The sequence below is a fragment of the Gryllotalpicola reticulitermitis genome, from assembly GCF_042651345.1.
In the GTDB taxonomy this organism is placed as follows: Bacteria; Actinomycetota; Actinomycetes; order Actinomycetales; family Microbacteriaceae; genus Gryllotalpicola; species Gryllotalpicola reticulitermitis.
In genome coordinates this window covers 202,325-220,462 of the sequence record NZ_JBHSCN010000005.1, presented here as the reverse complement: position 1 = coordinate 220,462, position 18,138 = coordinate 202,325, and the positions used below count along the sequence as shown (strand labels likewise).

The window sequence follows — 18,138 nt, the reverse complement described above, 5'->3', positions numbered from 1 at the left end:
GACGATTACTTCGTCGTGCGCCAGGTGACGCCGCTCTAGTCGTGAAGGCACGTCTTCCGCCCAGTGAAGGCGCCCTCCACTGATGCTTCGGCTCAGCAGCGCAGCCGAGGATTGACGCTTTCACCGCAAGAAATGATCCGAGCCTTCGGCTTGAAATATGTGGGCACGATCGTCAAGTATCTTGGTGCACGTGACTCTGCCCCGCTCCAGCGTTCGGCTCCAGGCTGACGCCGCCCGACGCCAACGCGCGCAGAGTGCGGACGGAGATACAAAATGAGGGGTTCGCGCGTCGTCGTCTACACGGCCGTGTTCGGTGGGTACGAAAAACCCGCGGAGCAGCCAATCGCCAAGAACTTCCCGGATGTTCGGTTCATCTTTTTCACGGACGACCCGACCCTCAAAAGCGAGTCTTGGGACGTCGTACTGGTAGAACCGTCGATTCCATGGGATGCAGCACGCAGCGTCCGAGAGCTTAAGATAGTTGGCCATCCCAGCCTTGACGAGTTTGACGTCTCTATATGGATCGATAATCGGATCCAGTTACAGGCGGATCCGCAATTGATGGCTGAGACGTGGCTCGGCAAGCACGAAATGGCAATGGCTCTGCACAGCTGGCGCATGACTGTCCGTGACGAATTCTCGGCCGTCTTAGCCGACTCGCTTGACGACCCAGGCCGTGTGCGCGAGCAGCTGAACTTCCTAAGCAAATGGTCGCCCGAGACATTGACGAGTCACCCGCTTTGGGGCGCCATTATTGTCCGCCGCCCGACCGCGCCCGTGCGCAAGGCCATGCGCTATTGGATGGACCAGGTGCTGCGGCACTCGAGGCGCGATCAGTTATCACTTATGTACGCGCTCGGGCGGGCACGAGTCGATGTAAATCGAATAGCGATAGATAATCACTCGTCAAGTTGGCACACCTGGATTAGCGTTGATACGCTGCCGAAGGATAAAAAGATGGTCTACAGCAGCGGCTATCGGTACTCGATACTTGTGCACGTCTATGATCGCGTCGCAAGTAGCCGTGTCGCGCGGGGCGTGCGCCGCGTTGTTCGCTCTCGCCGCGTGAAACGTTGACGTACGACAGCACCCGGGCGTATGAGGCACATCGCTTCAGTCGCCGCGCACGATTGGGCAAGCGGTGAGGCAGCAATTGCGTCGGATTGCGGGCTTTACACTGCTCCCACTTATCGGCTTACTGACACCTTTCCTCCTGTTGCCCGTGATAGCGCGCATCGGTGGCGCGGCCACATGGACCGGTGTTGGACTCGGCCAGTCCGTTGGAGTCGTGGCGTCCATTATTTCGATGTGGGGGTGGTGGACGATTGGCCCATCCCGGTTCGCCGCAACGACAAACGACGCCCAGAGGGCGCAACTGTACGTGGAGAGCCTTCAGCAGCGGGCAATACTCTTTCTGATCGCCACGCCGATTGCCGTTCTCATTACCGTCACGCTGGCGGCGCCCCAAGCGCGTTCGATCTCAGCGCTCATGGCGATCGCCTCCGCAACCGCCGGCTTGTCGCCCGCATGGTATTCGATAGGCGCTGGCCGCCCCGGTCAGCTCGTACTCTTCGACGACATCCCAAACGCAGTCGCTGTCGCGGTCGCCGCGATAGCTATCCTGCTCACGCGGGCAGTTTGGCTGTATCCAGCGCTACTTATCTTCGCGAACATCGCAGCGCCTGTGATATTCGCCTATCGACTCACCCCGAACGCGCATCGTGTCCTCGTACCGCCCAAGACTATTTGGTCAGACGTGCGAAGACAGGCCGCCGTCGCCGGGACTAACCTAGTCGGAACGACATATTCTTCCTCGCCGATTCCTATGGCAACTCTTGTCGATGCGGCCGGTAAAGTCGGAGGGTTAGTCTCGTCCGATCGACTGTACCGAATAGGAAGTTACACGACCATTGCACTGAGCAACGCGCTACAGAGTTGGGTCCTCGAGATTCACGGTCCGCGTCGCATACGGCGCCACGCGATTGCGATATATCTTCATGTGGCCCTGGGCGTAGTGGGGGGGTCGCTGCTAGCATTCCTCGGTCCCCTAGTCGGCAACATCCTGTTTGGGGCGGATGTGGCTCCGACGTTCTCTACCACGTCCTGGTATGGAGTTGCGTTCTTTGCCGTGGCACTCACGACCCCGCTCAGCCGCAATATTCTCATTCCCGGCGGCCGGGCGCGCTATACCTTCCTTGCGGGCCTCGTGGGGGCCGTCATCGGCATTCCGTTAATGGTGGTGTTAGGGAAGATTGAGGGATCGCCAGGAGTCGCCTGTGGCCTCGCCGTCAGCGAGCTGATTATCTGTTGTCTGGCTATGCCACCCGCGCTTGCGACGCTCGGCGCGATGAAGCAATCCGATCCACAGTAGGAGGGGCGACTATCGATCGTTCAGTCAGCCACGAATTGTTGCTCCGGCCGGAACATCATCGTATATGCGAGCACCCGCTCCAATGAGTGCGCCAGCTCCCACGCGGACACCCCCAGTCACCGAAGAACCAGGGTAGAGCGTGACACCGAACTCAATGACCGGATATTGACCCCTGCGATTTGCCCCAACCGTTACTCCCTGGTAGATCGAGACACGATCACCGATGCGTGCACCGGACCCCAGAACTACCCCGATCGGGTGTGGCAAAAACAATGCCCCGGCGATCTCGCACCCCGCAGCCACATCGCATCCGTGAAGGGTGATGAGCAAATTGCGCGCGAGGTGACCTCGCAGACCCCCTCTGGCGGCGATCCTCATCAGGAGCGCAGCACGAATGCCCGGGCTGAGGAGAACCGCAGTGACCACACGTCGTTTCCGTACCCTTCCCCTGGGCCGGCCGTCACGCTCATCTGCCAGATGCAGATCGACTCGGACGCCTTCAAGCAGATTCACGCCGCGCCGTGACCTTTCTGACGAAATGTTGGACCTAGACGTCCAAAGGCTACGCGAACGCGCGTATGTGCTGTTCGCACCTGGCCGCCTCGGAATCTCGTCGTTGGCGTCATCGCGAGCGCGCTGGTGAAGCGGCTACGACCGTGCTGATCGACTCATACGCCGGTCCGGTAACCGAAAGGCCGAACCGCCAGCCTCTGTGAATCGCGAATGCTGCCGTGACTTGACCGCGGCCGAGCCGTGCGAAGATCCTTGCCCAAAACCGAACGCGGCCGCCCAGCCGGCGCGAGCGGGAGCCTTCGCGAGTGAACAATGCTAAGCCAGCCGCCGAGTATGCCCTGATCTTTAGGCCCGCGGCCGAGTGCGATGATGAGATTCGGTGCGTAACCCCCACTTCTGGGACAACTGCCAACGACCAGCCGCGGGCCCGCACCCGTTGCCCCCATTCCACGTCTTCCCAATACATGAAGTAGCGTTCGTCGAGAGGCCCAACATCGCGCATGCAGATCGCGGAAACTAGCACACATGCCCACGTCAAAAATTCTGCGTCTCTCGGGTAGGCCCGATCATCTATTGACATAAGGAGTGAATTCACGCGCCCTCCCGACGAGAGCAGGTCACCGTCCGGCGAATATATAAACGGCGCAGTTGCTCCCACATTCGCTCCGAGCCCGAACGGCTCGAGCATCGGCGCGAGTGCTCCAGGCATCCATAGCGCATCATTATTGATGATCAGGACATAGTCGGCGTCACGAGCGAGGGCCGACTGAATACCTTCGTTCACTCCTGCCGCAAATCCACGGTTCTCCGGCAGTTCTATGATGTCGGGCATCTCCTCGGCGAACCGCTCGCAAAGTGCCTGCTTAAGCGTGCCATCGAACTCGTTATCGACCACGATGACCGAAGCGATATCCGGATCCGCCTGCAAACTTGCTACGCACTCGACGGTAGAGCCGGCATCGCGCCAGTTCAGAACGACAGCAGTGACGTGGTCTTGAACCGCCCCAACGAGGTTGGGCTTTCCGTCAGAAGACACGGCCTCAGCCATTTGCCACCTCTATCGCAGCCGCGACGTTCCGCCCGACACGGTGCCAGTCGTATCTTTCCCGCCATGCTCGCCCCGGCTCTACAGTGCCGTGTGCGACCAGTGCGTCCATCGCGGCGGCCCAGGCCTCAGGATCATGCGCTGAGTCGACCGCGACCCCACTGCTCCCAACGATCTCCCTGACACTCCGCGCGCCTCCATAAAACGCGACTGGGGTACCAACGCTGAGAGCCTCGAGTGCGGGAAGACCGAACCCCTCTACAACAGAGGGCAAGAGCACCCCATTTGCTCCGCGGTAGAGGGCCGCTAGGGCGGCATCACTCTGCGCCGGCGCAGAAACCACCTGTCCTGCGATCCCGTATTCGTCAACTAATCGCACCAGCCCGACGCTGTCGCGGACGACGGCCACCAACCTGTACTCGGGTCGTAGCCTGAGGGCCCGAGCGACCACTTCGAAGTTCTTGTGTCGCATCAGACTGCCTACGTAGACGAGAGCCCCCTCTGCCAACGAGGAACGCGGGCCTTCAGGTATGAAGGCCGGCGAGCAGCCATTGCCAACCTCTACGACGTCGATACCTGATGCATCACGCCCGAGCCATTCAATGATGGCCTCGCGCGAGGTCTTCGACACTGTCAGTACAGACCCCGCACGTCGGATTGCAGGGCGAACAACGCGCTCGTAATAGACACGCTTGGCGCGCCCAGCGCCGGTCGGCACTTGCAGGTGAATCAAGTCGTGAAGCGTGATCAGTTGGCGTGATCGAGAAAGGCCAGCGTTGTATCCTGGCGAGTAAACCAGGTCCCTCCGTCCGAGCTTCAATCGCGCAGGGTTTACCGCGTCCAGCGGAGACGTCGGCGGCAGGCTTCCTTCCATTCGAGCGAACGGGATGTTGATCCGATCGACAACCTCGGAAGCGAACCGGCCGATGCCGGTCTGTCCTGACCACCGCGTGTCGACCACTAGCATCTCAGGCCTCGCGCTTAGGGGACTTGGGCGGCGTAATCCAGGTCCGGAGCTCGGTCGCAAAACGCTCGCTGCCAAACAATTCACCTACACGGCTTCGAGCAGTTGACATGTCCATAGACAGCGCACGTTCGACGCCCTCGCGGAGCGCGCCCGGTGACGTCGACTCCACAACCGCACCGCCCCCAGAGGAAAGAACGCTCTCTTTTGCGCCACCAACATTTAGGGCGACAACTGGTGTACCGACTGCCATAGCCTCAACCGGCATAATGCCGAAGTCCTCAACAGCAAAGAATCCAAACACACTTGCCTTCTGATAGAGCGCATAGAGCAACGCATCAGAAGGGTCATCTACAAACGTGACGTGAACGGCGGACCGGACAGCGATGGCCTCGAGTTCCGCCCTCTGGGGACCGCCTCCGGCAAGAACTACCGGAATCTGGGCGGCTTCTCCGGCGCGCACCACGAGATCGAGCCGTTTGTATTCGACGAATCGTGACGCGCCGAGAATGAACACGGCTGGCAACGAGTCCAAGAGGTGACGCTCGTGGTCGCTCAGGTGCCGCGCCCAGTCCTCCTCCTTTTGGATTCGCGAAACGTCAACGGGCGGATAGATGACGCTGGCTTCGACGCCCCACGTGTCCTGAATACGTGATCGGACGAAGTTACTAATGGCGACAAAACTTGCGTCCTGCGCACTCGCGACTCGCCTGTCAAGCCCCCGAAGGAAAACCGATGCCGCGCGAGCCGCCGGCCCTCGCCCGCGATTGTCCATTTCCGGGACCCAGACATATCGGGCCGGGGTGTAGACGTATACGAAGCGCGGAACGTTCGACCGGTTGTGCCAGTCCGCATGGTGGGCGAATGCATGCGAGCTGAGGAGCGCGAAGTCTGCGCCCGAGAATCGCGCGCGTGCCCAAGTTGCCGGCATAAAAGGGAGAGCAGCGGCCTTGCTTCGGCGAAGCGGCGTACGAGCGAGCCATGATTCGTGAAGATTTGGCCGAGCAAACCGTGTCGGCGCATCATTCCAGAGTGTCCACAAATCCGCATCTGGGAAGCACTCAAGCATGGCTTCCACAACATTTTCTGAGCCACCCCGCGGCGCCAGCCACTCATGGACAATTACGCCGCTCACTAAATTGCATCGCTTCCCGGCGACACGACCGCCCTAATTGTGCGCCACATGATTGCTAGGTCCCCTACTAGCGACCAGTTTTCTACGTAATACAGGTCGAGCCGGATCGCTTCCTCCCACGAAAGGTTGGACCGTCCGCTAACTTGCCATAGACCGGTCATGCCCGGGAGCACGTTAAGGCGCCGCCACGCAGCCTCGTCGTAAAGCGCAACCTCCGGTTCTCGCTGTGGGCGAGGGCCGACCAGGCTCATTTCACCTCGAAGGACGTTGATCAATTGAGGGAGCTCGTCGACCGAGTATTTTCGGATGAACCGGCCGATCGGGGTGATACGCGGATCATTTCGAACCTTGAACAACGGCACCCCGGCGCTCCCCTGCGCCTCGAGCAGGCGCGCGAGCTGAGCATCAGCGTCGGTGACCATCGACCGAAACTTGAGCATATGTATTGCGTGCCCGTCCCGTCCCACCCGCTCTTGCCGATAAAAGACAGGTCCCGCACTCGTCGTCTTGACCGCGACCGCCACAACCGCGAATAGCGGCGACAGCAGAAGCAACAATAGGCCAGAGCCAACAATATCGAAGACGCGCTTAGTAACGCGCTCTGGGCCCTCATAACGCGGGGTTTCGACATGCATGAGCGGCAGCCCGGCAACAGGCCTCGTGTGAATGCGGGGGCCGCCGACATCCGTAAGACCAGGCGCCATCACGAGGTGCTTGCGCCCGGGTTCTAATGCCCAACTGATGCGACGCACCCGTTCTGGCGAAAGTTCATCCGACCCGGTAAGCACAATCGTATCCGCCCCGCAACCGTTCAACGACTCAACTGCGGTATCGAGCGTACCCACGATCGGCAGCTCACGTCCGTCGTCAAGCCGCACTGGGCCGTCCCGCCCCGGGACAATAGCGCCGACAACTAAGTATCCAGCAGCGGGATGTCTGGCTAGCTGATTACCAATATGCGTAACGGAGTCAAGGGCACCGACGAGGACCACGCGGGACGAATAACGGCCGTCACGGCGCTCGATCGCAAGCCACTGCCGCCACATCCACCTTGTCGCCAGCAGAACAAGCACGCCGAGGGGGAATGAGATCAGGATGTAACCGCGTGCCAAATCGACTTTCAAGAGAAAGGCGGCAATCGCGACCAGTCCGAACAGCCTTAGGCTCGCGCTGACAATGAGCTTGTATTCAGTCGCCTCAACGCCAATGACGCGGTACGTCCGAGTCCCGAATATCGACAGCGCGGTGAGCCACGCAGCTGTCAGGACCGCCGATATGAGTGTGTAGCTGACGGCACCACCGGTCAGCTGTCCGACGGCCCAGCTGCCAGAGGGGGCGACTCGTCCGGAGCCTAGCCAAAGAAGCTGGGTGCCGAATACCACCCAGACAAGCGTTAGCGCATCCGTTATCGCGACGCGTCGCGCGTAGGCGCCGCGCCAGTCCACAACTGCTCCCGCGTCAGCCACCGCGGGCGTGCGGTCGACGGATTGATCAACCATTCGTTGTGTCCCGCTTCGCGTCATAAGTGGTTTCGAACGGCGGTCCGAGCCGCTTTCTTGACGAAAGTTTAGGTGACCCCACCATCACTTGCCACGGGCGAGATCCCGAAGAGTCCGCCTCCCTGCGACGGTCCGACAGCACTTGGTTCCTCACTCACCTAACGCTCAGGACGGCCGAAACGAGAACGAAAGCGCGGGCGTTCGCGATCCAGGCGCCCGAGGTTGTGCACCCGCCGAGGGCTTGGTATCTAGCAGAGCGTGTACGATGCCCTGCACTGCTTGAGCTATCTCAGCGCTCACACGGTCGTACTCCTCGCGGGGAAGGCCAATTGGATCGTCAATGTCGTCCAAGCTGGGGTCGCGCGGTGCCCCCGGCCCACGACGGGACGCAGCCCCTGCGACAAGTGCCGCAGGGGTTAGCTCGCTTCGAGCCTCGGCCGCGCTTACCAGACGCGAGAACTCATTGAGCGTAAAAGTTCGGCTGACCGCACCGGGCCGAATGCCCACAGCCGCGGCCCTGTGCTCGCGGGTTAGTCCGAGGATAAGGTCGGCCTTTGCAACGCTCTGCTCCGAAAGCCGCGCCGCACGATGGTGGACGGCAGCATCGGGATCTAGGCCGAACGGCACACCCGCGCTAATCATCTCGGCGGCCATCCGTTGCCCCGGGCGGGCAATCGTTCCGGCGCTGACAACTACCAGATCAGCGCGCGCGCTGAGTCCGTTCCGCAGAAGCAACTCCGCTAGCGGGGAACGGCACACGTTCCCGGAACACACCGCAAGCACACGAAACGGAGTGGAGGTATTCATGCGTTCGCGCCGCGCGCGCCGCGCGCGCGCAGCCTCTTCTTGTTCTTGCCCCGTTGATCGGCTTGCTCCCCGCCGTAGTAGCCATAGCCGTATCGCCCGTATGCGTATGCATCGGGTCCCTTGGTTGGAAGCATCGTCATAATGACACCGCCAACTCTGCTGCCAACCTGCTCGATCAGGGCGACCGCGGCCTTGACCTGGTTCTTATGCGTTCTGCCGGCGGCAACTACGAGGAGCGAACCGTCTGTAACCTTACTGAGCACGGCCGCGTCCGTCACGGGAAGCAACGGAGGGGCATCGTAAAGGACGTAATCGAATTGGCCTTCAAGCATCTCGATGAGCTTTGCCATGCGCTTGCTGCCGAGCAATTCACTCGGGTTCGGGGGAACCCGGCCGGCCGGCAGCACATAGAGGTTCGTCGTACCCCACCGTTGGACTACGTCAGACAACTCCACGCGACCAACGAGGACGTCCGTGAGGCCAGCAGCTCCTTCCAGGCCCAGGTATGCGGCGAGCTTCGGTCGTCGGAGATCCGCCTCGACGACGAGGATATTGCTCGACGTGCTGGCGAGAGCTAGCCCGAGGTTGGCAGTCGTCGTGCTCTTACCCTCTTGAGCGAGAGAACTTGTCATCACGAAGCTGCGACCGCGCAAAGAAGTTCCATCTTCGTCATCCTCGCCGCGCGAAACGAGATCGGCATCGTCGCCGACGTTGAGGAATTGAAGATTAGTTCGCAGCGTGCGAAACGCTTCGGCCCGGTTTGAGAATGGGTCATCAGCAACGATCAACGGGCGCGATGCCGACTTGGGGTCGAACGTGATCCCACCGACGATTGGCGCACTCGTAATGGCCTCGACGTCGTGCTCGGTCAGGATTCGCGTGTCAAGAGTCTGCCGCAGTACAGCGACTGCGATGCCCAATGCGAGGCCGACGAGAAGCCCCAGCACAATGTTGAGGGGTACGTTTGGGCTACTGGGGGAAAGCGGAACGACCGCATCCTGCACGCGGGTGAGCTTTACCGGCGAGACATTGTTGTCGGCGTCCGTAGTCTCAAGTGTTTGTACGACCGTCGTCAAGCTCTCCGCGGTCGCGTTCGCTATGTCGGCCGATTGTTTTGCGTCGCTTGACTTAGCGGTGATCTCAAGAAGAGTCGTGTTGAGCGGCGCTGCCGCGCTCACTTGCTTCGCCAGCTCGATGGGAGTCAGGTCCAGATGCAGGCCGACAATGACCGGCTGGAGAACGGACGGCGTGGTGACGAGCCCCACGTAGGACGTGATGCGGTCCTGCGTGTAGTTCTGGCCTTGGGCTAGATCGTTGGCGTTGTCGCTTGTCTCAGTACTTACGAACACTTGCGCACTTGCCGTGTAAGTCGGCGCCTTCGCCAGCGAATACGCTGCCGCGATGCCCACCCCGACGACGACGAACACAAGGATGAACAGCCAACCCTTGCGCAGCACTCGGATGTAATCGCTGAGTTCCACAGACCTGCCTTTGATTGCGCACGCCCCGCACGTGTCTTGGGCGCAATGATGCCATAACTAGACGACCGGGCTTCCACCTTCACGACCCCAGGGCGTGTGGCGCTGGCCGGATTATGGTGCCTACCTCTAGCGTGTACCCCATGACGCAGGCCCCTCGGTCCGCTGCTCACAGCGCAGCCCCGACCGACTCGAACGCTTCCGCTCGCCCGACCGTTCCTCTTATATGGGCGATCGCCGCACTCGTGGTCGCGGTCGTGCTAGCCCTCACCTTCCCGGCCTGGGAGCGGAGTGTTCCGTTCGGCGTCGAGCTCGCCGCCTCCTACGGCCTCACTTGGCTCCCCCTCATCATCGCGCTCATCGCGACCGCACTCTTCTGGCGGCAATACCTCGGGTTCCGCCCTGTCGACATCTACCTCGGCCTCATGGTCGGTGTCGTCGCACGCGCAGTGGGCATCATCGTGCAGTTCTTTGTCACCGGCAGTCTTCCGAGCAGCGGCATCTTCATCGGCGGCATTACCGGTGTCTACGTCTTCACTGCGGTCATCGCCCCGGTGATCCTGGCACCGCTCATCGAGGAACCGTTCTTTCGCGGCCTGCTGCAGGGATCCCTCGGCCGTTTCCTGACGCCCTGGACGTCGCTCATCATCACGTCGGTGATCTTCACCCTCGTGCACACGATCGCCGATGGCTGGTCGTGGACTCTCGTCGTCGAGATGCTCGTCTACGCCCTGCTCGCCGGATACGTCGTACAGCAGACGAAGCGCATCGCGTCCGCAATCATCGGCCACGCCGCGTTTAACGGTCTTGCCACCCTGATTAACTGGCCGTGGTAGCGCCTAAACCTTCGTCTACCCCAGAATTAGGGTCGTAAATCATTCCCCGCGCTCCTGAGCGCCTCATAGAGTCGGTTATATGCCCGGAAACGATCGCCATCGCTTTTCGGCTAACGGCACCCTGAAATACGTCGGCGTAGGCGTCTTGGCCGCCGCCGCGATCGGTCTCGCCGGCTACGCGCTCACGCACCACAGCGCCTCTGACCTTGCTGCCGTCGCCGCGACGTACACGCCGCCGTCGCTGCCCGGCGGGGCAGCTTCGTCAGCGCCCTCGGCTCAGGCATCTGTACCCGCTGGCTCGCCCGCGCCGAGCACGGCTGCCACCCCGACGACGCGGCCCACCGTCGCCTTCGTCGGTGACGGCTACGCCGAGTCGCTCGACGCGAGCAGCCCAGAGAAGGGGTTCCCAGCGCTCGTCGGCAAGGCCGAGGGGTGGAAGGTCGACGTCATCGCCTGCACGAACGCCGGCTACATCGTCAGCGGCGACTGCGGCACGAACTACGCCGGGCTGATTCCGAAGATCGTCGCCGAGAAGCCGTCAATTGTTGTGGTCACCGGCGGCCGGAACGACACCCCGCAGTCGCAGAGCACGGCGTCGGCTGCGAACTCGTTCTACTCGCAGCTGTCCTCAGCGCTGCCGGCCGCCACGATCTACGCTGTCTCGCCCGTGTGGGACTCGACGCAGGGGCCGCTGCCGCTCGGAGTTGTGCAGAGCTCGGTAAAGGCCGCGGCCGCCGGCAACGGGGCAACCTACCTCGATATCGGTGAGCCGCTGCGTGGGCACCCCGAGTACATCTCGAGCGGGGTCGTGCCGAACGACGCGGGTTATGCCGCGATCGCCTTGGCGATTGAAGCGGCGCTGCCGAAGCAGTAGCGGTGGGCTGGGCGAGGGCGACGCAAGCCGCCCACGCATCGTTGAAGCAACTATGAGTGTCGGGGCGTGAGGGTGCGGGCCGCTGCGACCGGCGGCCGGTCTTCGCCCAGGTAGCGCATAAGGGTCACCTGGACCGTCTTGAAGCGGTGCCGCACGCGCACCATCACTCCCCCGCGCTCGCGGACCTGATAGCAGGTCTCGGGCGTCAGGCGCAGTGACTTGTCCCAGATGGGCAGCCAGCCTTTCGCGGTGTAGTACTCCGTGACCCTGGGGGTTGCGTCAGGGTTGCCAAAGTGTCGTGCTGCGTATCGGGCTGCAGCCTCGTTTTCCGCCACTCGTCTTCCTTTCGGTTTGAGCGTGCCTCGGAGCGTCCCGCGTAACCCCCAGGAGCCAGGGGCGCCGGGGAATCGGGGAATGCGCCGTCGCAGGGTGGAAGGTGGAGAGGAATAGTCGGGCATTCCTCATTTAAAATACGTCAGCTTCAGCTGTTTGTCATACCTTGGCCGGATGCGCCGTGTGTCTCAAATCGCTGTGGCGGCCGCGCTTGCTGCCGCCATCGTCGTCGCTGGTGGGATCTTCGGGTATCGCCACCACGAGCAAGCACAAGCCGCGCGAGCGCGCGTTGCGTCGTGCGAGGTCATTCATGCGCAGGTCGCGAAGTGGGCCTCGCTCGACAGACCGCTGATGACCGGGAGTGCGCCCGTGCTCGCCGTTCTCGGCGACTCCTATACCGCCGGCACGCAGCTGCCCGAGCTCAGCGACGACTATGCGGTGCTCACCGCCCGTGCGCTGGGCATGCGAGCGAACGTCGTCGGCTGGCCTGGAAGCGGCTACGTGAACCCGAGTGCGTGCGGCGGGCATCCGTTCTCGCGGCAGCTCGCGCAAGCACTCTCGCCGGTACCGCGCATCCTCGTGATCGAGGGCGGCACGAATGACTACACGTACTCCGATGCCCGGTTGCGGTCGGCCGCCGCCTCGCTCGTCGCAACGGTCAAGCGCGAGGCGCCCACCACGCGGATCGTGTTGCTCGGCCCCGCGATCACACCGCGCCGACCCGCCGCGGACATGCGCCGCGTGGACGCAACGTTGGCCTCCGTCGCCAAGGCGGAGGACGTCGGTTACGTCAGCGCACTCAGCTGGCTGGCACCCGCCGACTTGGCCGGAGACCACTTGCACCCGAACGAAGCCGGCCACCAGGTGTACGCGAAATCACTCTCTGCTGCCCTGCGCAGCCCGCGAGTCACACCGTGACGAGCTGGGCGCGCTCCTAGCAGACGACGCCCTGCTCCGCATCGCGCGCGGCACGCACGGCGTGGATGTCGGCCGGATCACCTGACCCGTTGTACTTGCCCTCGCCCAGCCGTGCGACCCACTCTGCATAGGTGTGGTCGGTTCCCAGCTCGCAGTCGCAGATGACGCCGATGCTGCCGCCCGAACGGCTACCGACATAGAACTCGCAGTGCACTGCCTTGACGAGACCGAGCGACGACTGGCCGCGCGCGTTGTTCATCACCATTGTTCCCTCAACCCGAACGCCCCGGCCGATGTCCCGACGCGCAGCCCACGCTGCGCCTCGCCCCCAGCGGCTCAGTGGGGAGCCGCTGCATACCAGCACGACTCCCCACCTTCTCAACCCCCGAATAGCGCCACATGAGGCGGTGCCCACGCGCGCTTTCCCGAATAGTCACGCGCGTGCGCAGCGGCACGATCCTTACCCAGGCTACGAATTGGCACATGGGGCCCATAGGCCCCACAGCAGGTAACCCGCATTCCGCGCGTTATGCGGGCCAAGCCGAGCGCGCGCCACCCCTTACTCGACCCCCGAGAGGGGGGTATTTCCCGTCAATGACCCAGCGGTTGCACAACCGTCTCAGAGGCGGATCACTCCGGTGCGGATAGCCGCCGCGACGGCCTCGTCGCGGGAACTCGCCCCAAGCTTCCGATACACGCTTCGCGCACGCGACTTGATGGTGTTCGGGCTGAGCTGCAGAAGCTCAGCGATATCCCTGATGGTATTCCCTTCCGCCATCAACCGCAGCGTCTCCCATTCTGGGGTGGTGAGGTCTGAGAAGCGGTGAGCAGCGGCACCGGTCGGCGCGTTGGCAGCGTCTCCCGAAGCGGTATCTGCGTCTGGGCCGGCGTCGTCGATCGGCACCATCAGCCTTCGCGCATGCGCGACGAGAACCGGGTCGCGCTGCTCGCTGCGGCGATGAAGTTCGCGCAGGAGCGGACTCACCATGGGACGAAAATCGGCACGGATGCCTCGCACGACGATCAGCCGGAGGGCGCCCAGATAAGTTTGCTCGGCCGTCTCGTCCAGCCCGAGGGCGGCGAACGCCACTGCGCGAACGGCGTGGGTGTAGACGGCGTAGGGCGCCGCGTGCTCATGGGCGCCCACGCACCCCTCGGTGGCCTCGAGCGCTTCCTGAGCCATGCCCTTTGCCAACAGCGCGCCGGCACGCAGCGTCGAGAAGCACGGCATATGCGCGATGCCGTCCCGTTCCCCGGCGACCAGCGCCAGCGCCTCGTCGGGTGCCCCCTGCGCCACCGACATGAGGCCGGCGAAGAGTCGCAGCTGCGAATCGAGCAGCGGCAACTCTTGACGGGTCGAGGGCAGCGTGCGCAGCAGCGAGCGCAGCGCCTGGGCGGAGCGCGCCCAGTCCCCCTTGCGCATGAGCAGAAGCACGTCGATGTAGCCGAGCAGCTGCCCCCAGATCTCCTCAGTGCCCCTGCTCTGCTGGATCACTTCGCGGACCTCGCGCAGCCCCACCTCCGCCGACTCGTTGTCGCGCAGCCAGACCGTGGAGTACAGCATCTCGGCGCCGAGCCGGCTGTCTTCGAGGTGCAATGCGAAGCAAAGGTCCTCGGCGCGCGGAAGCATCCGCTCGGCCACGTCGAATTCGCCGCACAACGTGAGTGCGAGCATCTGACCCTGCAACGCGAGAAACGCGAACACGCTGGCCGGACTCGTCGCCGCAAGCTCTTCGCTCATTTCCGCGAACTGCACCGACGCCGAAGCGAGGTCTCCCCGCCACAGAGCGACGCGCGCGCTCGCTATGCGGAACGCGGTGAGCAGGCCTTGCGACCGGCCGCCCGCGATCTCGGCCACCGCATCCGCATCTGCGGTCGCACGCGCAATTTCCGACCCCGCATCATCGAGCCGGCCGAAGCGCAGCATGATCAATGCACGCGCTGTACGCACCATGAGCCGGCCGCGCGGCGACAATGCTGCAATCGCCCACTCGTCAACGCCGAGCAGTCTCGTCTGGTGCCGCGCGTGGGGAACGACGCCGGGCGAGATGACATCCACGATCCACACCGCCGCGACGGCCTCGACACTCGCGAACACCTCCTCAGCAGGCAACGCCATCGCGAGCATGCGGGTGCGCAAGCCGCCCTCGTGCTGCACTGAGTAGTCCCACCGCTCGACGAACGTACGCACCGCCGCGTCGTGCTGGCCACCCTGCATCAACTGGCTGATCGCCTCGGGGAACTTGTTCTGCGCCGCGAATGCGTCGGCAGCCCACGTGTGCACCGCGGCGGCGTTCTTCGCGTACGCCCCGCGGGTCAGCCGCCGCAAGGCCGGCCGCAGCCCAGCTGCGGCGGAGATGCTCACGCCGCCTGCGGTCTGTCTTATCTTCAGGAGGTCGCGCTGCCCGAGTACCTCGAGCTGGTCGTACTCGCGGGGGTCGTCGACCACCTTGCGCGCGACCGCTTCAGGCACGATCGGCGCGATGGCCAGCAGCGCCATCAGTCGCGGACCCGAGTCGGGCATCGTGCGGTGCGCGATCGTCAGTAGATGCTCGGCCAACGCCTGCTGCAGTGCGGTTTCGGGACGTGCCGTCTGGCGCTCGACGGTCGCCTCGAAATAGGCGCCCAGCAACGGACCATGCTCGGCCGCCTTTTCATCGAGCCGAAACAGTTCGTCGAGCACGTCGCCGCGGTCGTGCGCCTCGAACGCGCTGCGGACGGCGGATTCGCCCAGGCGCAGGTCGGCTGCATGAATGTCCGGCCGGCGCGGACTGAACGCGGGCCCGTGAGGTCGCCCATCTGTCAGAACGACGAGTCGCAGCTGAGGCACCCGAATGGCTACCTCGTCGAGAGCCGCGAGCTGCGCAAGGCTGACGGCATACGCTCCCAGCTCGAGCACCACGATCGTGCGCGACTGACCAAGGTCGAGCAGCCGCACGAACTCCTGGACGGCCGGGGCCAGGGGCGTTCCTCGCGGAAGATCACTGTTGATCCGAAGCCAGTACACCTGGTGTAGCGGCCTCGGCAGTCGGTCGAGCCACGCGGAGACAGCCGCTCGCTTGCCCGTTCGTAGAGGCGCGCACACCCACACAACGGGGCGCTCCGCGATCAGCGCGTCGAGTTTGCTCTCGAGCGGCGCGTTCCTGATGAAGAACCGCGGCACCACCGGCTGTTCGACCAGGAAGAGGCGTCGAGACCGGTCCCGCCACCTCAGACCGCCACGGGTCGGCGTCACGCGGGGGGCATCAGGGCGGCTGACCCGCCTACCACTCATGTCGCCACCACCATCAGTGATCGGCCTCTTACGGCACAAACCACCTATTGTCTCGCCTTGCGCCGGGCACGGCCGAGACGCGCTCTCACAAGTTGCACGGCGGCGAGACAGCTGAGGACAGCTGCTGTCGCCGCAACCCAGACGCCGATCTCGCCCAGGCGAGCCCACCGCGAACGGCGAGGCGGTGCGCTCGTGCCGGCGATCTCGGTGAGGTCGACGCGCACATCGAAGCTCAGTCGCAATGCGCCCGCAGCTGCGTGGCCCGAGTCGGCCGCGACCGGAAATCGGTAGGACACAGCTACCGCCGTGGAGGCGCCTGGTGCGAGCTCGGTGCGCGTGAGAGCCTCGTTCGGCTCCGCCCGCAGTTCGGCCACCGACGTGCCGTTGATCTCGAAATCGCGGAAGAAGCTGCTCGCGTCATCGCCGCTCGTGCGCAGATCTGCGACCCGTGCCGTCAGCAGCGCCGTGGCACTGCCTGCGTTCCGGACCATCAGGCGTTTGCTGTCGTGATCGCCGGGCGCTACGGCGACCTGACCGAAGAGCGGCACGTTGACATGAGCCGATGAGTATGGGCCGCCGTCGACCGAGATCTCGAGCTGAGGGTCGGCCCGAGCCATCGCTGCCGGCGCCACGGTCAGCACGGCCGCGATCGCGGCGCCGACCGCGATCCGAGCCGCGGCGGCGGCCACAGACCGCCGCTCGGTCACGGCGCCCGATACCGCTTACGTGAGCGAGCGCCGGCCCGTGCGAGCGTCACGACGCAGTAGGCGATCAGGGCGCCGCCGAATGCGGGCACCAGCCACACGGTGTGGAATCTGTTCGCCCACGTGGTGACGTAGCCCAGATACGGCAAGGAGTAGACCATCCGGCCCTTGATCTGCCCAGGTACCTCCGGTGCGTCGGCGACGTTGTTGGCGTCGCCCTTCGTGATGATCCTGTCGACCTTGCCGTGGCTCGTGACGCCGATGCCGACGACCCTGTGCGTGATGACCTCGGGGTCGCCGCTGTGCGGTTGGAACGTGACGATGTCGCCGATCTCGAGATTCTGCGGGTCGACCTGCTTGCTGATCACCAGATCGCCGGGCTTGAAGGTCGGCTCCATCGAACCGGTGAGCACTGCCAGCGGCACGGCGCCGATGAGCCTGGGCAGCACGACCGCGGCGAACGCGATCGCGGCGATGAAGATGACGATGGCCCAGGTCAGCCCGTTGCAGATCGCGGGCCATACCCGGACCCCGGCGCGCTCGGGGTTCTGCTGCTGAAGCGCCGGGGCCCCGCGTGTGTTGGCCTGGAGAAGCATCGGGGCCTAAGAACCCGACGGAGTCTGCTGGAGCTCGAAGCCGAGCTGCGACAGGTCGACCGACTTGCCCGCCGTGCTCGCGTCGGTGGCGGTGCTCGGGCTGTTCAGCACGATGACCGCGTCGTACGTGCCGGTGCTCTGCGCCGTCACCGCATAGCTCGACGTGACTCCATCGGGCAACGCCACGCCTCCTACCAGGGTGCTGGGCACGTCACCGGTCAAGAGGTCGACGATCGCGACGGAGTTGGCCACGTCGCTCGCGCTGCTGGGGTCGAAGCCGCTCGCGTCAGCGGCGGGCACGATGTAAGCGGTGCCGCTCAGGCCCGCGTCGCCGAGATCGGTGGCCACGTCGGAGCCCGTGCCGATCCCGGTGAGGTCGAGCGTGCCGGTCGCGTCGCCGCTCAACGACACCGACACCTCGGCCGTGTTCTCGACGGTGTCGCCGGGCACGAGGTTCGTGTAGTCGGCGCTGGGTGTGCCGGCGGTGCCGACCCAGCTCGCCGTGTAGTCGGTGTCGGGCACGGTGATGGCGAACGCGGCATTCGTGACCGTTCCCGCGTCGAACCCTGCGCTCGACCGCCATAGTGCGAATGTGGTTCCGCCGGCGAGCAGTGCGACGCCGGCGGTACCGGCCGCGATGGTGAGCGTAATGCTCTTCTTATTCATGCGCGTAGCGCGCACAGCATCGTTCTGAGTCAAGGGGAGTTCCGTCCGTTAGATGCGCAGATCAGCCCGCGCTGGCCACCATCAGGCTAGGAATCGTCCGACGGAGGGGGCGACCCCCACAGCTG

General features: G+C 63.9%; 19 protein-coding genes. 6 read left to right on the top strand and 13 right to left on the bottom strand.

Annotated elements, in window-relative coordinates; genetic code table 11:
• Positions 1 to 273 precede the first annotated feature (273 nt).
• A complete protein-coding gene (locus ACFOYW_RS08165; protein WP_390228363.1) occupies positions 274 to 1,077 on the top strand; it encodes a glycosyltransferase domain-containing protein in 804 nt (267 codons plus the stop codon).
• A gap of 145 nt (positions 1,078 to 1,222) precedes the next feature.
• Positions 1,223 to 2,371: a hypothetical protein gene (locus ACFOYW_RS08160; protein ID WP_390228362.1), complete on the top strand. Its 1,149-nt coding sequence runs from the start codon at positions 1,223 to 1,225 to the stop codon at positions 2,369 to 2,371.
• 24 nt (positions 2,372 to 2,395) lie between these two features.
• On the opposite strand, the gene ACFOYW_RS08155 is transcribed toward ACFOYW_RS08160, so the two are convergent.
• Positions 2,396 to 2,638: a hypothetical protein gene (locus ACFOYW_RS08155; protein ID WP_390229592.1), complete on the bottom strand. Its 243-nt coding sequence runs from the start codon at positions 2,636 to 2,638 to the stop codon at positions 2,396 to 2,398.
• Between ACFOYW_RS08155 and ACFOYW_RS08150 the strand changes: the two genes are divergently transcribed.
• Positions 2,537 to 2,896, top strand: coding sequence for a hypothetical protein (locus ACFOYW_RS08150; RefSeq protein WP_390229675.1), 360 nt, complete (start codon positions 2,537 to 2,539; stop codon positions 2,894 to 2,896). The two genes, ACFOYW_RS08155 and ACFOYW_RS08150, sit on opposite strands and share 102 nt — an antisense overlap.
• A 97-nt stretch (positions 2,897 to 2,993) precedes the next feature.
• On the opposite strand, the gene ACFOYW_RS08145 is transcribed toward ACFOYW_RS08150, so the two are convergent.
• From ACFOYW_RS08145 to ACFOYW_RS08120, 6 genes are all read right to left on the bottom strand, one after another.
• On the bottom strand, positions 2,994 to 3,932 hold the full coding sequence (locus ACFOYW_RS08145; protein ID WP_390228361.1) for a glycosyltransferase family 2 protein: 939 nt from the start codon (positions 3,930 to 3,932) through the stop codon (positions 2,994 to 2,996).
• Entirely contained in the window at positions 3,925 to 4,896 is a 972-nt protein-coding gene (locus ACFOYW_RS08140; protein WP_390228360.1) for a glycosyltransferase family 4 protein, read from the bottom strand. Before ACFOYW_RS08140 ends, ACFOYW_RS08145 begins: the two co-directional genes overlap by 8 nt.
• Before the next feature lies 1 nt (position 4,897).
• A complete protein-coding gene (locus ACFOYW_RS08135) occupies positions 4,898 to 6,028 on the bottom strand; it encodes a glycosyltransferase (RefSeq protein WP_390228359.1) in 1,131 nt (376 codons plus the stop codon).
• On the bottom strand, positions 6,028 to 7,527 hold the full coding sequence (locus tag ACFOYW_RS08130) for a sugar transferase (protein ID WP_390228358.1): 1,500 nt from the start codon (positions 7,525 to 7,527) through the stop codon (positions 6,028 to 6,030). Before ACFOYW_RS08130 ends, ACFOYW_RS08135 begins: the two co-directional genes overlap by 1 nt.
• A gap of 165 nt (positions 7,528 to 7,692) precedes the next feature.
• The gene (locus ACFOYW_RS08125; RefSeq protein ID WP_390228357.1) at positions 7,693 to 8,334 is read right to left on the bottom strand and encodes an arsenate reductase/protein-tyrosine-phosphatase family protein; all 642 of its coding nucleotides are present in this window, start codon (positions 8,332 to 8,334) and stop codon (positions 7,693 to 7,695) included.
• A complete protein-coding gene (locus ACFOYW_RS08120) occupies positions 8,331 to 9,815 on the bottom strand; it encodes a polysaccharide biosynthesis tyrosine autokinase (RefSeq protein ID WP_390228356.1) in 1,485 nt (494 codons plus the stop codon). Before ACFOYW_RS08120 ends, ACFOYW_RS08125 begins: the two co-directional genes overlap by 4 nt.
• 140 nt (positions 9,816 to 9,955) lie before the next feature.
• On the opposite strand from ACFOYW_RS08120, the gene ACFOYW_RS08115 reads away from it, so the two are divergent.
• Together ACFOYW_RS08115 and ACFOYW_RS08110 are read left to right on the top strand one after the other, a co-directional pair.
• A complete protein-coding gene (locus tag ACFOYW_RS08115) occupies positions 9,956 to 10,648 on the top strand; it encodes a CPBP family intramembrane glutamic endopeptidase (protein WP_390228355.1) in 693 nt (230 codons plus the stop codon).
• Between the two features lie 79 nt (positions 10,649 to 10,727).
• Positions 10,728 to 11,522: an SGNH/GDSL hydrolase family protein gene (locus ACFOYW_RS08110; RefSeq protein ID WP_390228354.1), complete on the top strand. Its 795-nt coding sequence runs from the start codon at positions 10,728 to 10,730 to the stop codon at positions 11,520 to 11,522.
• 50 nt (positions 11,523 to 11,572) lie between these two features.
• Here ACFOYW_RS08110 and ACFOYW_RS08105 read toward each other — a convergent pair whose 3' ends face one another.
• Positions 11,573 to 11,857 (bottom strand): hypothetical protein, encoded by a 285-nt coding sequence (locus ACFOYW_RS08105; RefSeq protein WP_390228353.1) that lies wholly within the window; start codon positions 11,855 to 11,857, stop codon positions 11,573 to 11,575.
• 181 nt (positions 11,858 to 12,038) lie between these two features.
• Here ACFOYW_RS08105 and ACFOYW_RS08100 point away from each other — a divergent pair, with 181 nt between their 5' ends.
• Positions 12,039 to 12,773 carry an SGNH/GDSL hydrolase family protein gene (locus ACFOYW_RS08100; protein ID WP_390228352.1) on the top strand — a complete coding sequence of 245 codons (735 nt, stop codon included), beginning with the start codon at positions 12,039 to 12,041 and terminating at the stop codon, positions 12,771 to 12,773.
• A 16-nt stretch (positions 12,774 to 12,789) separates the two neighbouring features.
• Here the strand turns inward: ACFOYW_RS08100 and ACFOYW_RS08095 are convergent, their stop codons facing one another.
• The 5 genes from ACFOYW_RS08095 to ACFOYW_RS08075 form a co-directional block, all read right to left on the bottom strand.
• Positions 12,790 to 13,032 carry a hypothetical protein gene (locus ACFOYW_RS08095; RefSeq protein WP_390228351.1) on the bottom strand — a complete coding sequence of 81 codons (243 nt, stop codon included), beginning with the start codon at positions 13,030 to 13,032 and terminating at the stop codon, positions 12,790 to 12,792.
• Between the two features lie 360 nt (positions 13,033 to 13,392).
• Positions 13,393 to 16,008, bottom strand: a complete 2,616-nt coding sequence (locus ACFOYW_RS08090) for a helix-turn-helix transcriptional regulator (RefSeq protein WP_390228350.1) — start codon at positions 16,006 to 16,008, stop codon at positions 13,393 to 13,395.
• An 83-nt stretch (positions 16,009 to 16,091) separates the two neighbouring features.
• The gene (locus ACFOYW_RS08085) at positions 16,092 to 16,736 is read right to left on the bottom strand and encodes a hypothetical protein (RefSeq protein ID WP_390228349.1); all 645 of its coding nucleotides are present in this window, start codon (positions 16,734 to 16,736) and stop codon (positions 16,092 to 16,094) included.
• 14 nt (positions 16,737 to 16,750) lie between these two features.
• Positions 16,751 to 17,347, bottom strand: a complete 597-nt coding sequence (locus tag ACFOYW_RS08080) for a signal peptidase I (protein ID WP_390228347.1) — start codon at positions 17,345 to 17,347, stop codon at positions 16,751 to 16,753.
• A gap of 6 nt (positions 17,348 to 17,353) precedes the next feature.
• Positions 17,354 to 18,013 carry a hypothetical protein gene (locus ACFOYW_RS08075; protein ID WP_390228346.1) on the bottom strand — a complete coding sequence of 220 codons (660 nt, stop codon included), beginning with the start codon at positions 18,011 to 18,013 and terminating at the stop codon, positions 17,354 to 17,356.
• Positions 18,014 to 18,138: the final 125 nt, after the last annotated feature.

Coding starts and splice junctions, on each gene's coding strand:
- ACFOYW_RS08080 (WP_390228347.1), bottom strand. CDS start 17,347: ATGCTTCTCCAGGCCAACACACGCGGGGCCCCGGCGCTTCAGCAGCAG.
- ACFOYW_RS08130 (WP_390228358.1), bottom strand. CDS start 7,527: ATGGTTGATCAATCCGTCGACCGCACGCCCGCGGTGGCTGACGCGGGA.
- ACFOYW_RS08095 (WP_390228351.1), bottom strand. CDS start 13,032: ATGAACAACGCGCGCGGCCAGTCGTCGCTCGGTCTCGTCAAGGCAGTG.
- ACFOYW_RS08075 (WP_390228346.1), bottom strand. CDS start 18,013: ATGAATAAGAAGAGCATTACGCTCACCATCGCGGCCGGTACCGCCGGC.
- ACFOYW_RS08110 (WP_390228354.1), top strand. CDS start 10,728: ATGCCCGGAAACGATCGCCATCGCTTTTCGGCTAACGGCACCCTGAAA.
- ACFOYW_RS08140 (WP_390228360.1), bottom strand. CDS start 4,896: ATGCTAGTGGTCGACACGCGGTGGTCAGGACAGACCGGCATCGGCCGG.
- ACFOYW_RS08165 (WP_390228363.1), top strand. CDS start 274: ATGAGGGGTTCGCGCGTCGTCGTCTACACGGCCGTGTTCGGTGGGTAC.
- ACFOYW_RS08115 (WP_390228355.1), top strand. CDS start 9,956: ATGACGCAGGCCCCTCGGTCCGCTGCTCACAGCGCAGCCCCGACCGAC.
- ACFOYW_RS08125 (WP_390228357.1), bottom strand. CDS start 8,334: ATGAATACCTCCACTCCGTTTCGTGTGCTTGCGGTGTGTTCCGGGAAC.
- ACFOYW_RS08145 (WP_390228361.1), bottom strand. CDS start 3,932: ATGGCTGAGGCCGTGTCTTCTGACGGAAAGCCCAACCTCGTTGGGGCG.